8 protein-coding genes are annotated in these 14,186 nt (G+C 41.2%); 2 read left to right on the forward strand and 6 right to left on the reverse strand.

From position 1 onward, the window contains the following. Positions 1-34 precede the first annotated feature (34 nt). The 5 genes from ACH2DQ_RS04710 to ACH2DQ_RS04730 form a co-directional block, all read right to left on the reverse strand. Positions 35-292: an MBL fold metallo-hydrolase gene (locus ACH2DQ_RS04710; protein ID WP_395025768.1), complete on the reverse strand. Its 258-nt coding sequence runs from the start codon at positions 290-292 to the stop codon at positions 35-37. A gap of 2 nt (positions 293-294) precedes the next feature. Further along, on the reverse strand, positions 295-1,956 hold the full coding sequence (locus ACH2DQ_RS04715) for an ABC transporter permease (RefSeq protein ID WP_394915278.1): 1,662 nt from the start codon (positions 1,954-1,956) through the stop codon (positions 295-297). Between the two features lie 14 nt (positions 1,957-1,970). Continuing rightward, complete coding sequence (locus ACH2DQ_RS04720) at positions 1,971-3,044, reverse strand: ABC transporter substrate-binding protein (RefSeq protein ID WP_394915279.1); 1,074 nt, start codon at positions 3,042-3,044, stop codon at positions 1,971-1,973. Between the two features lie 19 nt (positions 3,045-3,063). Continuing rightward, positions 3,064-4,017, reverse strand: a complete 954-nt coding sequence (locus tag ACH2DQ_RS04725) for an ABC transporter ATP-binding protein (RefSeq protein ID WP_394915280.1) — start codon at positions 4,015-4,017, stop codon at positions 3,064-3,066. Between the two features lie 267 nt (positions 4,018-4,284). Then, positions 4,285-9,966 carry a metallophosphoesterase gene (locus ACH2DQ_RS04730; protein WP_395025771.1) on the reverse strand — a complete coding sequence of 1,894 codons (5,682 nt, stop codon included), beginning with the start codon at positions 9,964-9,966 and terminating at the stop codon, positions 4,285-4,287. Between the two features lie 221 nt (positions 9,967-10,187). Here ACH2DQ_RS04730 and ACH2DQ_RS04735 point away from each other — a divergent pair, with 221 nt between their 5' ends. Both ACH2DQ_RS04735 and ACH2DQ_RS04740 read left to right on the forward strand, forming a co-directional pair. After that, positions 10,188-12,089: a phosphodiester glycosidase family protein gene (locus ACH2DQ_RS04735; protein ID WP_394915282.1), complete on the forward strand. Its 1,902-nt coding sequence runs from the start codon at positions 10,188-10,190 to the stop codon at positions 12,087-12,089. Between the two features lie 550 nt (positions 12,090-12,639). Further along, positions 12,640-13,716: a substrate-binding domain-containing protein gene (locus ACH2DQ_RS04740; RefSeq protein ID WP_394915283.1), complete on the forward strand. Its 1,077-nt coding sequence runs from the start codon at positions 12,640-12,642 to the stop codon at positions 13,714-13,716. Between the two features lie 113 nt (positions 13,717-13,829). Here ACH2DQ_RS04740 and ACH2DQ_RS04745 read toward each other — a convergent pair. Further along, positions 13,830-14,186, reverse strand: a 357-nt coding sequence (locus tag ACH2DQ_RS04745; RefSeq protein WP_395025774.1) for a substrate-binding domain-containing protein, incomplete at its 5' end; no start/stop codon positions are given.

The raw sequence follows: 14,186 nt of genomic DNA on the forward strand, positions 1-14,186 counted from the left end.
GTTTCCAGTTTTGATAAGTTATGCCGGACTGCTGTCAGGTTTCCTCCGAAGAAATGATATTTCCTGAAAAACCTTTTCTAATCAACCATTCTATACCGCCACAATGGTCTTTATGAGAATGCGTCAAAAACAGATATTTTATTTTGGAGATATGCTGTTTTGACAGATACGGATACGGTTGATTATCTCCTTCTGAAATCCCGCAGTCTACTAAAATTGAATACGGCTTTCCTATAATAAGAAACGAATTTCGGCCATGTTCCTGACAGCCTCCGGCGATATATAATTCCATAATCAGTATTTCCTTCTGTCCATCACATAGTTCAGAATAATCAGAAGTGTTGTTGTGATAAGAACACAGATTAATGCCATGGCCATTGCCACTGAAGCGCTGCCCTGTTCAAATTCACGCACTATAAATGTTGAAACTGTCTGAACATTTGGAGGAGATATGAGACTTGCGCCAACAAGTTCCCTAAATACGATAATAAATATCATCATCCATCCCTGAATCACTCCCCTCTTTATAAGAGGTAGTGTCACATGAACAAAAACATAGAAATGATTACCGCCACATATTTTTCCAGCCTCTATCAGAGATTCTCCTGTCTGCATTAGAGCTGAACTTACATACTGTACAGAATATGGAAGAAACATTACTACGTAAGTTAATATCATAAATCCCAATGTATTATACAAAGGCAGCCATTTATATATACGATTCCAGAATAGCATCAGTCCAATTACAAGAACAATGTTTGGCAGCATTTCCGGCAGGAGAGCCTCTGCCTCTATGATCTTCTTCCATCTCTTTCCCTTCTTTATTAGCACAACTAACAGGGTTCCGATGAAACATGCAATTGTAGCCGATATTACTGCCAGTAAAAAGCTGGTCATCATCGCTTCCCACCCTTTGCTGTTTTTCGTAAACAAATCAAGGTAATGCCGGAAAGTAAAGTTCCCTGGTGAAAGACCATAGCCACGCAATTTAATTAAAGAAGTTGCTATGACTGAAAAATAAGGGATTCCGATCGATACTGTAATAATAAAAATAAGATAGATACCCGCAGCTGCTTCTGTCAGCTTTCGGCATGTATAGATATACTCACGCTTTCCCTTACCTCCAAGAAGATTATAAGTATGACGTGAAGTTATATTATTCTGAATCAACCACATAAGCATACAAATAAGAACCAGTACACTAGACAGACTTGATGCTTTGCCAAAATCTATTGGCGATGTGGAAGCATACCGATGTATATCTGTTGTAAACACATAAAATCCGATTCTATTGCCAATCGTAGAGGGAGTCCCATATTCAGACATCGTCTTTACAAAGACAAGCAGCATAGCAATTGCATAGTTTCCTGTTAGTAAAGGCAGAACGATTTTTTTGAATCTGTAAAAAAAGCCAGCACCGCTAACAGAAGCGCTTTCCTCAAGATTCATTCCAATATTGAGCACTGCATTCTTTATCATCGTAGTCATAAATGGAAAAACATGAAAACTCATAGCAAGCACTAATCCGCCAAGTGAAAAGAATTTTTCTGAAAGACTTCCTGTTCCCGGAAAGATCTGCTGGAACAGACCTCTTTTCTGCATAAACAGTATCCATCCCATAGATGAAATATAGGGCGGTGTCATAAATGGAATCATAAGGATGATATCAAGCCACTTATATCTTGAGAATCTGGTTCTGGCTAATAAGAAAGCCAAAGGGGTAGAAATAATCGTCGATACGATGACTACCAGAATCCCTAAAATAAGTGAATTCGTTATTGTCTTAACATTCTCTTTCGACACCCATATCTGCAAAGCATTCGTAAAATCAAAGCGGCCATCTATAATGACCGCCTCTCCAAAAACTGAAATAATCGGCAGAATAATTAGAACAAATAGCAAAACAAATATTGTAAAATATATGGCTATTTTTCTTTTGTTTGTAAGGTTATTCACACTCTGCTTCTCCTCTACTGGCAAAGCTTATTAAGCTTTGATGCTATTTCTCCTGAGTTTTTCATCATAGTATTCCAGTCCATATTTTTAAAGGTAGTAATTTCGCTTACATTTGTCCGATTATCACAGGTAATATCACTTCTCCCTGGCAGAAGATATGCATCAGCAACCATCATCTGTGCTTCATCAGACATCAGATAATCAATAAATGCTTTTGCATTGTCTACATTTTGGCTTGATTTCAAAATCATTGCAGGCCGTGGATTAATCACCGTCCCGGATTCCGGATAATAAATATTCAAAGGCTCACCTTTTTCCATATTGGTGTATGCATTATAGTCAACACCTGCCACCAGTATTCCTTTTTCACCTGTAATAACGCTTTCCAGTGCTGCTTTATTTGCACCTGCGATCATCATTCCGTTATTTGCCATCCCTTCCCAAGCACTCCAGTCATTATCTGTATCGCACATATAACCTGCAAGAAAATCCTTACACGAGCCGGATTTTTCAGGATCCGGAATTGCTAATAAATCTTTATACTGTTCATCTGACAGTTCGGACCAATCTGCATTTAAGCTTTCAATTATTGTAGTATTGTAGATTACGCCAAGAGCGGAAGCACTGGTTCCAAACAGCATATTATCTTCATCCACCCATTCCTTATACAATTTGTCTTTATTATCTGCCTCCGGATAACTTAACGTCTGTCCGCTATTTTTCATAGAAAGCCCGTCAGACCATGAAGCAAGAACAACAACATCTGCGACCGGGTTATTTTTTTCCGTCTCCAGTCTTGCAAGTATTTCACCTGTTGTTCCTTCAAACAAATCTACCTTTATACCTGTTTTTTTCTCAAACCCATCCACGTATGCTGTATTCAGGTCTGTAGGGCTTGGCATATATACCGTTACAGAACCGCTTTGTTCTTTACTTTCTGTATTGTCGTCAGCCTGCTCTGTTGCTGCATTCTGAGTATTTTTTTCTGTACTAACATTGGTTGAAGCATTTGCATTTTCTGCACCACATGCCATGAGATTCATTGCCATCGCTGCAATTGTACATACTGCCAGAACTTTTCTTTTCATTTTTTTCTCTCCTCTTTTATCAAATCGTTACGATATCATGCTCATTTACGTAAACAGAAACTTCAGCTCCTACACTGTACCTACTGGAGGATTCAACAGTCCATCGCTTACCATGAACATTCAAATATAAATTGTATTTTTCACCCAAAAAGTCAATACCGCTTACCACGGCTGGGAATTCTCGATAACCGTCTTTCTTTTTTAATGCAGCAGTCTCCGGTCTGAACATACTGTCAGATTCGACCCAATTTGATTTACCGATAAAATTCGCAATAAAGTGTGTCTTAGGCCTCTGGTATATGTTTTCCGGTTTACCTTGTTGTTCAATCCTGCCTTTATTCATGACAATAATCCAGTCGCTCATGCTCATTGCTTCCATTTGGTCATGTGTTACAAAAACAGCTGTTGTATTCAATTTTTCTATTAGCCCTTTCATTTCCAATCTCATATCTTCTCTTAATATAGCATCAAGAGCTGATAACGGCTCATCAAAAAGAATGCAGTCTGGTTTAGTAACGATAGCTCTTGCGAATCCAACTCTTTGCTGCTGTCCTCCCGAAAGCTGTGAAGGATATCTGTCTTTATATTCTGAAAGCTGAACAGATTCAAGCGCTTCATTTACTCTTTCTTTTATATTTACGGTATCTTTTTTGGCTCTTAATCCAAATGCAACATTCTCAAATACACTTAAATGAGGCCATAATGCAAAATCCTGAAAAACAAATCCAATATTTCTTTTTTCTGGAGGTATGTTAATTCTATTTTTATCTGAGAAAACACAACTATCATCAAACCATATCTCTCCGGAATCAGGCTTTTCAAGCCCGGCAATCATCCGTAATATCGTAGTTTTACCACACCCTGACGGACCGAGCAACGTAGTAAAGTCATTATCCTGTATTTCCAGGTCAAGGCTTTTTATAACTTCAGCTTTATCAAATGACTTACAAATCCTATTCATTGATATTTTCATACTTCTCCTCCTTCTCTATTATATTTTAGTGACAGAATGTAAAAAACAATATCTTAACAGTGTAAAATGAATGTAAAAAATTCTAATATTTTTTCCACCATTACCTGAACTTATCACAATTTTATTCCTTTAGGATATATCTGCATAGAAACAGCGAGAGTGCCAGATTAAACAATATTAGCGTATAAAATGGGCGTAAAATTAAGAACGGCGGCCAAATCTAGACCGCCGTTTCTTTATAACAAATTAATTACAGGAATACTGAATTTATCTGGTAACTTTTTTGCTTTTTACCTTGCCAGCTTTTCCTATTATATTTGTTTTTCCTAATTTACGATATGCTCTTATTTTGAAGTAATAAGTTTTACCCTTCTTTAGTCCGCTATCTGTAAATGTAAAAGACTTTTGCTTAGAATTAGCAACTTTGATCGTTTTGATTTTTTTGTATGTCCCGTTTTTACCTGCAGCACGATAAATTTTGTAGCCATCGGCTCCAGCTGTCTTTTTCCATTTGATGGATAAAGATTTCTTTTTTTTATTGGAAACAGAAGCGATTTTAACTTCTCCTGGTACAACTTTGCATTTTTTTATCGAAGAATAGCTTCCATATTTCTTTTTATTATTTATATATCCAAATGCACGTATTTTATAGTAGTAGGTTTTTCCGGGTTTACGCTTTTTGTCCGTATAGGAGGTCTGATTTCCTTTTTTTATAGATGCAGCTACTTTATATTTACCATTTTTCTTATCGCTCCGGTAAATGATATAGCCAGAAGCATTTTTTGCCTTTTTCCAGGTAAGCTTTAGACTGTTATAGGAAGAAGCGCTTACTTTAAGAGCGGTGTTTCCAACAGTTACTTCAGGAGCAACAGGTTTTGACGGTTCTTCTGGTTTAGGAGGCTGCGGTTTTGGCGGTTCTGGCTTAGACGGTTCCGGCTGCTTTTTCCCAGTATAGAATATATCTACATTTGACCGGGCAGCTCCCGTGTTATCATTAGTCACTTTGGCATACCATCCATATCCCGTTTCCGGCGAAAGCCCGCTCCAGTTAAACTCTGCCCTGCCGTTAGAAACAGGTGCTTTTCCGATTATCTCATCGGTGTATACTGCTGCAGCAAAACGGCTGGTTTCCAAAGATTTGGCAGAAGTATCAAAATCAACATCCAGTTCATAAATGTCCTGATTAATTGCAACGGTTCCAGCTCCATAAGATTCCAGCTTTGGTGAATCAAAGTAGTTAAAATCTTCTTTTGCAGGTGAATAGGAATTCATATAAATCTTATCATTCTGAAGATCGAAATACAGGAATTTGATATACTCTGAACCTCCTTCCGGATCTGACTGATAATCGGTACAAATCTGATATACCAGACGCTTCGAGCCATCCGTATTTTGGAATTCGTCTACCTGTATAGATGCACCATGGTAATGGCCATTTAAAACTGCAATTACATTTTCATTTTTAGCTACTACATTTTCCTGTATCACCTTTCCGGCATAATCTAGGATGCTGTCATCCGTGATTTTAACATTTGCATATCTGTGGAAACACAAAATAGCTTTTCTATCTTTGTATTGTTCCAATACCTGATTCATCCAGTCGATCTCTTCCTTATAAATATCCCAGCTCATATATAGAATAATGAGATCCTGTCCATTTTCCGTCAGCAGATCATAATGTCCCAGATTATTCTTGTAGCTTTCTCCATAGTAATCCTTATCTGCGAATCGGTCTGCACCAAAATTGTTCCAGTAATTATTGTAATACTCATTTCCTGCTGCTACATCATGGTTTCCGGCCAATATCCCATACGGCATATTATTGTCATCAAATATTTTCATTGCCTGATCCGCTCGCTGCCATTGATCCTGCATATCCCATTCGTCTACAATATCGCCTGTATGGATGGTGTAGCGAATCTTCCAATCCAGTGCATTGTTTACAATCCACTGATTCTGAGCTGAAAAGTGATCATGCCAGGTTTCTGCATAATATTGGGTATCTGTAATCCATGCCATGGAAAAGTCGTATTGCTCCGGTCTTAGCATGCCGTCCCAGCCAGATAGTGCTGCACTTTTAGCTTTTCCTGGAGATACTTGTGGAGTACCTGCGCTTCTGCATTGAACTAAAAGATATGCTGTGTCCTGCACTACATGATTTTCCGCCTGGAATTCTGCCTTAATGCTTCCGTTTTCATCTGCTTTTTTCAGCAGCTCCCATCGGTTTTCCTTTGTATTGTATACGTACATAGCGGTTGCATGTGTTTCGTCGGCATAACTTGCATTACCATCCCAGTTTGCAGCAATGCGATCCGTACTTTTAACGCTCCCCGTCTTAACGGTAAAGATCTGATAGGGAAGATTGCCGGTAGGTGAGGTAACCTTCATTTCTTCATTTCCTGCATCCAGTGTGATCTGGCTGCTTCCATCACCTTGTTCCATGGTTACAGATCCATTTTCCAGGGTTAAGGCTCTTCCTTTATAAAATTCTGCTGTTCCACTCTTTCCATTTAATTGTGCAACCTCCACTGACAGTTGCGCCTGATCTGCTTTTACTTCGCTGGTTTTCCCACTAATTCCGGAAGGATTAACGGTATTTGTTGTGAATGTCACTTCATTTTCGGCTTTATTTCCACAGATATCGTATGCGGTAACCGTAAAAATGTGCTCACCAGACTCCATATCTTTTGATGCAATTGTATATGGGAGTGAAATGGTTTTTCCGTCCAGGCGTGCGCAGGTCATCTGTTCCTGAACTCCATTTGCATCTGTGATATCAGCATCAAACAAAATATCTCCTGTTAATACGTCATGATTCTGTATTCCTGTCCGAATAACCGGTGCCGTATTATCTACGGTAACATTTGCTATAGCTTCTTTCTCCTCTGAGACAGCTTTTACTTCATACACACCATCAATCAGTCCTGAAGTATCCCAGTTTGTACCTACTGCGGTGAGTTTATCAGCAGGTATTGTGAAATGCAGTTCCAAGGAAGGAGCCATAGTACCATTTTTTGTGTCTCCGATCTTATATGTCCTGTCTATTTCCGGATTCTCCAGGTCCAATTTGAATGAATCTCCTGAATATGTATAATCCTGCATAGCTCGGTCAGGCCCGATTACTTCTCCATTTGCCAACACTAATTTAACATTATTCACCGTAAAATCTTCGTGATTTTCAGAAGGCTGATAGATATCTTCAAACGGCGTTCCGGAATCACCTGCCCAAATAGTGAATGTAACGACATAGTTTCCATTTTCATCTACCGCAAAGTATTTGTTATCTACCAAAAATGCGCGATCCTCCAGATTTGTCCATTTTCCAAGATAGGATATGATCTCCCTGCTATTCTCCCCATAGGGAGCCGTCACAACATTTTTAAAATAATTATCCTGACCTCCTGTTTCCAGCGAAAGAAAAGCACCATTTTCTAATACTCTTGCTGTATCTTCTTCTTTATTATTAATTAATATCTTAGTATCTTTATTATTCTTGCCATTATTTGCAGTGATTGTCTTTACTCCATTAACAACACTTGCGTCATTAACGTTCAGACGAATGCCCTCAAAATCATTTGCTCCATTGATTCCTACGGTGTAGGTTTTTGTCTTTGTACTGCGGTAAAGGTTATATCCCTCCACATAAAATTCCAGGCTCTTATGCCCCAGGATTTCATTTGCTGGAATTCTGGCAAAAAAGCGTCCATTCACACGCTGCTTTGCTTCATAAACAGTGCGAAATTTCTCTTCATTATCAAAGCGGTACTTGATTGCCATGGAAGTCAATCCAATAGCATCGGAACAATCAAACGCTGCAAATAATTCCTCTCCTTCACTAATGATCTCCGGCACCGGATTATCCGTGCGTTCTTTCACAACTGGAGAAGCCCCAGTATCCGGATATTCCGGGTAACCCGGGAAATTTACCCGCTTATCTTCGGAAGGCACCTGCCATGTATCGGTACTTCCTGGTGATGGCTGCAGCTTATTTGATACCTTTATGCTTTCTTTATAATCGCCGCTTTTTGGATAAGTGTACTGAATGGTAGTATTCTCTCCCGGTTTACAATCAGCACCATTCTCATTGAAAGTAACACTTGCGATCACCTTATCAAAAGTACGTCCGATACTTAACTTTCGCCAGTCACTGTCATGGAATCCAGCATATTCAATCCGTACAATATCTTTGTTTTCAACCAGATCTGTTCCAAAATTTGTGTTAAACTGTTCTACGCCAGTTCCATTATTGCTTAACCACAAAACAACGCTTTTTCCAGGCTCTATATAGATATCAGGTGCATTTATAGTCCAGGTCTTAGATACTTTCCCTGCTTCTGCATCCGTAGGATACTGATAATAAAGGGAATAATAACCCAGATTTATCGACTGGTTGGAATTATTAAATATTTCTGCATAGGTGTATTGCCCATTTTCATGAACTGGCAGCACTTCCGTAAAAATAAGGGGTGGTTCTTTTGTGTAGTCAAGATCGCCATGATTTACTGCCGTCGTAATATTCTCTGTTGCCTTTCCATCAGACGATTCCACGTGCCAGGTCACCTCATCCGACCAGAGAAGATCTTTCGACAGGTCGACCGAGAACGTTGCTTCTGCACTTTTATTTTGAGACTTCATCAGCACTTTTTCAGCCGGTAATCCTGACTGCTGATAAGAAAGATATATATTTACCGCACCCAAAGCCCCACTCACATTAACAGAAAACGATATCCTGTCTTCCAGCTCTTCCGCTGCCGCATTGGTTAACAAAGTCTCTGCCGACAAATCCACCGGCTGGTCCGGCATTTGCCAGGATGCTGTCATTCCAGGTGTTGGTTCAACCTGAGACGAGACCTTATATCCCAAATTTTCATCTTTTCGATAGGTAAACTGATCAGATACTTTTTTTGCAGGTGCCGGATTATCGCTTCCGCTGACACTGCATTCTGCAATAATATCATCCGATGCTTTTCCGATACGTACCGTCCGGTCCTGACTGGCATGAAAACCGCCATGCTTAATATGGATAACCTGGATATTCTGTGCTATCCCATAATATTCCCTCATTGCAGTTTCTTTAGAATCACTATATACCGTTCCGCCCGGCCAGAAAATACAGCTCTCTCCCGGCTGTAAGATCACATCCTTATCTGATATATGGCCGCTTGGTACTTTTGAAGCCGTTGCGCTGTTATATCCATCGGTAAACCACTCCAGCCAGCTTCCGGTAGGATAAACATAATAAAAGATATAATCTTTTAGATTGATTGCTTCATTTGCATTGTTATAAACTTCAAACCAGGTATAGCTGGCACCCTTAGGGGATGCCTGTACAGCCTCGGTAATTAGAAGAGGTGATGCTTCATCGCTGTCAACCGAGCTAACGAGTACCGTAACCTCCTCGTTACTTTTTACCGACTGTTCACCAAAAAATGCCTGGGTAAACCATTCAAGGCTGTCTGTATATAGCTCCTCCCGCTGAAGAACTGCCTGATAGCTATCCGGATTATCCTGGTCAACAACTGTCATTTCAACAGACGTATATTCCTGGGACGGCATCTGGCGGTAAAACAGCCAGATACTATCTGGTTTAAACGCTCCATCCACTGTTGCAGTTACTATTACATTTCCCCCCTTTGTGTCATTTCCGGAAATTTTATTACGAATTGTATCGGGAAGTGTCGTTTTCAGATCCGAATTAGATTGGCTTTGTTCTGTCTCCAGAATATTTGTTTCTGTCTGTTCAGAGTCCGATTCAGATTCCACATCTGATATTTTACTCAGCTCTGCTTCGCTTTCCTCGTCCTGGCTTTGATAGTCTTTGTCTTCCACTATAGACTGAATCGGCTCTACAGAAACAGCCATTGCATTTAGTGAAGGAGTCATTACCATTGATATCGACATAGCAATTGTCACAATTAATGCCGTGATGCGTTTTAATCTGTTTTTCATTTCTTACCATCCCTTCAAGTAATTAATAATTTACAGAAATCATCCTACTAAAACAAAAGTTTTTCCTCCACCTTTCTTTAGTAAAATAATTGTAAAGAATAAGTAATTTTCCATGCTATTTTTTAGTTTACAAAGGTTTTACGGGATCATATTTTGGATTTTTCAATTCACTGCTATTATTTATTTGACAATTTTTAAGATATATGAAAAGGAGATTGAAGATGAAACGATCAATGATTAAAAGTATTGGTTTCCTTTTATTGGTTACCGTGCTGATACTATTCCTATTGCCCGCGGCATGGGCTGCTAAAGATGGTTCTGGTGTAAACAGGGTTACAACAGATGGAAACAAAATAGCCAAAGACAATAATGAAGCGTATATATCCGGTTATATCACAGATACCAAGGCTGGTTTTGTGGAGATTGCCGCTGATGCCAACCGTGCTTTGTTGCTCTCAAAAAATGATGCCAATGAAGCAGACAACGAAGGCTATAAACACCTACTACCAATCAGTGAAAATGCGGATAGCATAACTGTTGATATTGCAAATAACAGCATATATTATGCAAAGCTAGAGCTTTATACCCAGACTGGAGCCCGGATCGGAGCAACGGATGAATGGATTGCTCCGGGCCGCTCATTTACAGCCGATCTAACCCAGTCCGCCTGTTCCGGTGCGGCCTATTTCACCATTGTGGTGAAAAACGGAAATACCGGTGCGACCCCTATTGGAACCGACCCCGCCGATGCTATATCCGTAACATTGGCAGAACACGATGAACATATCACATATGGAACCGCTGTTTTTGATGGTAATCCCTATACTTATACGGAGGTGTCCGGTCTAATCCCTTCCGTATTTGTTCCTACCGGTGCGGATGGAAATAACACAACCAATGTTTTGGGCATGGTGGAAGCCTATGGGCAGGATAATAACATTGTTCTGGCTGCAAATGCCGGTATATTTTACAACAATGAAAATAACACCTATTGCTATGATTTCAAAGAGGCGGACGGCGTTGTCATTTCCAATGGAACCGTACTAAAAAGCACAGAATCTCTTGATCATACCCAGTGTGATATTCTGGTAATTGATTCCGATGGAGAATTGGGCTGGGCGCCTTATCATGCCAATGCAGACCGGATGGTTAAAGGTGATTTCGATGCAGCCACTTACTATACCATTGGCAGAACCAATGAGCGCGGCAAAGCAAAGATAGTATCAGCTGTGACGGGCTTTGTACCCGTCCTGGCGGGCGGAGAGATCCTGTCCGGCTATGATAACTATGTGGCACATTACAGCCAGGATGCAGTGCGGCAGATCATTGGCGTAAAAGAAGATGGCACCTTTGTATTGCTCAGTGGCTCCTGGACATTGGCCGGTGCGGCCCATGCAGCGAAAATGCAGGGCTGCGTGTTCGCATATAATTTGGATGGAGGCGGCAGCGCCGAAACAATTTTGGGTCAGACAAAAACAGCGATTGGCAGTTTAAGTGACCGAGAGACTTATGCTGCCAAGGAACTGGTGGAGCAGAGCCGGGGGGCGCGTATGCTTCCCACCTATTTAGTATTTACAGCAACGAATGTGGCTCCTGTGAGCGCAACCGCAGATTCCATAAGCGCAGTTTCCAATCAGATCACCTATTACCCCGGTGTAGCACTGGCCTCGCTGGCAGAGAACCTGACTGTCACCGAGCATTTTAAAAATGCAAATGCAGCAAGCTCCACCCGGACCTTGTACAGTGCACAGGCTGTGAATTCCAACGAGACACTGACTCATGTGCTTTTGGGAGGAGGCACGGTGGAGGATGCCGCCGTAAAAGGTAATTACACAGCGCCAAACGGAACCCTGTTCCATACAAAAAGTGAAACCGAAGCCGCCACCAGCCTGAGCAACAACGGAAACACCCGCCAGAGCGGCAAATACTATGATTACTCTACAGGATATAGGCTTACCACCCCAGATAGCTTAGCCCCCCCCGGCAGCAAGACCATCACCGTTTCGTATATACCAGGAGATGGTCAGGCTGCATTGAGTGCTACATTTGCAGTCACAATTTTAGACAGCTCCAGCGAAACCCGGTCTTATTCATCAGATATAGATACACCCGAACCAAACTGAAGAGCTTGCACATATGGCTGTCGTACAAATATGAAATAACTACTTTTAAATCCAAAAGAGAGTACTGCCAGGGATCTATCTACATCTCCCAAAGCAATACTCTCTATCTCATTCTGCCAAAAAGCCGATACCTCAGGTTTGGCCCGTACGTTTTCTTTCCGTTCACAATCCGATACGCTTTTACCGCATACTGGTATTTGCGGCCGGTCACTGCTTTGGAAGAACCCGCCTGAACAATACTCCGGTATTAAATTACCGATTTCTTGTTGAAAGGAAAACATGGAGGTAGTATAATGATAAAGTATATTGACTTATCACAATCAATCTGAAAGACATCCGTAAGTGTCTTTTTTACTGTTGACACCCCTGATCCTAACGTGGATGCTGAAAAAGCAGGAAGTGTCCGTCATCCGGCTTTTGAAGCGGAGGACATCATCTCTTTGGAGAAAAAGCTTCTTGAAGTGTCTGCCGGAGGTCTGATAAAAGACCCCAATGGCTTCGAATTAGAGTTTCTTCAATACGGGAAATCTAAATAAAGGAACCTGTGCAAATGAAAAAAGTAACATTAAAACAAATCGCTGAGTTGGCTGACACTTCTATAGGTACTGTGGACAGAGCTCTGAACAACAGGGGCCGCATCAGCGAAGAAACCAAACAAAAAATTCTTAACATAGCAGAGCAACTGGGATACCAGCCCAATAAACTGGCCAGCAGTTTAAGCAGAAACCGCTCACTGCGGCTGGGTGTACTCTATCCCGCATATCCGGCCTATTTCTTTGATGAAATGTCCGCCGGAGTGGATGAAGCCATCCGCTCACTCTCAGACTACAGCATGGATATCAAAAAAATACGCTGTAATTCCCTGAGTCCGGAGGATCAGATCCCCATTTTGGAAAAACTTTCTTCTGAACACTATGATGGTCTGGTCATTAATGCTGGAAGCAGCCAGCTCCTGCCTTATATTGATCGGCTGGCAGAAAAAGGGATTGCCGTGGCAACCTTTAATTCTGATATCAAAGGTACCCGCCGCCTCTTCCACGTAGGCATGGACCCCTATCTGGCAGGACGTGTCGCCGGTGATCTAATGGGTAAACTAATGGGAGGAAGCGGTAAGGTGATTACCATGGTAGGTTTCTGCTCTGTAGAGGCTCATATGGAACGGCTAAGGGGATTTCTGGAAGCTGTCAGGTCTTCTTATCCGCAAATACAGATCGTGGATAATGCAGAGTATGAGGATAATGACAAGCTTGCAAAAAGAGTAGCCGACCGCCTTTTGGCGGAGCATCCTGATGTAAAAGGGCTGTATACGGTAAATCTTCCTGGAGCCTTAGGTGCCGCCCTTTCCCTGAAACAGCATCCCCTGGCTTCACCACCTATCCTGATGGGATACGATGTAACGAAACAGTTGGGAGACCTTTTAAAGGAAGGCATCTGCACCTGCATCCTCTACCAAAATCCTTTTGCCCAGGCATACTATAGTCTAATGCTTATGTCAGACTATCTTCTCCAGGGGACTCTGCCAAAAAAGAAACATCTTCTGATACAGCCCCGGATCGTATTGAAGGAAAACGTGGATGCCTATTATTATGATCCGTCCACAACCACGAGAAACCAATTTTTTCTTTAAAACCCAGGACTGGAAAACTCTTATCTACATTATATTTACTCAAAAATATCCCTGTAGGAAACAATGTTTAAATGGCATTGTCTCATTCCTACGGGGATAACTTAATTTCATCATCACATTTGTGTATATCCTGTGGTTCCACGAATCATCAGCTTAGGCTCATATTCAACATGATAGATGCTCACAGGCTGCTGCTCTTTAGCAAGACCTGTCTGGGATTCAATTTTCTTTATGATTATATCACATGCATCCTTTCCCTTTAGAGGTACAAAATGCTCTATCGTAGTAAGACCGATGCTTTTCAGCCTTCCAAAGAGTATATTGTCACATCCGATTACGGAGACATCGGCCGGAACCCGAAGCTTTGCTTCTCCCAGGGCATCCAGAATTCCCAGTGCAATCATATCATTCATGGCAGCAAAGGCCGTCAGGCTCCGCCCTTCCTTTAGCAGCTCCCCGGTCAGGGTGTA

The sequence above is a fragment of the Robinsoniella sp. genome, assembly GCF_034124845.1.

Excerpts from the sequence above, each read along its gene's own strand:
- ACH2DQ_RS04710 (WP_395025768.1), bottom strand. The coding sequence starts at position 292 with ATGGAATTATATATCGCCGGAGGCTGTCAGGAACATGGCCGAAATTCG.
- ACH2DQ_RS04740 (WP_394915283.1), top strand. The coding sequence starts at position 12,640 with ATGAAAAAAGTAACATTAAAACAAATCGCTGAGTTGGCTGACACTTCT.
- ACH2DQ_RS04730 (WP_395025771.1), bottom strand. The coding sequence starts at position 9,966 with ATGAAAAACAGATTAAAACGCATCACGGCATTAATTGTGACAATTGCT.
- ACH2DQ_RS04720 (WP_394915279.1), bottom strand. The coding sequence starts at position 3,044 with ATGAAAAGAAAAGTTCTGGCAGTATGTACAATTGCAGCGATGGCAATG.
- ACH2DQ_RS04725 (WP_394915280.1), bottom strand. The coding sequence starts at position 4,017 with ATGAAAATATCAATGAATAGGATTTGTAAGTCATTTGATAAAGCTGAA.
- ACH2DQ_RS04735 (WP_394915282.1), top strand. The coding sequence starts at position 10,188 with ATGAAACGATCAATGATTAAAAGTATTGGTTTCCTTTTATTGGTTACC.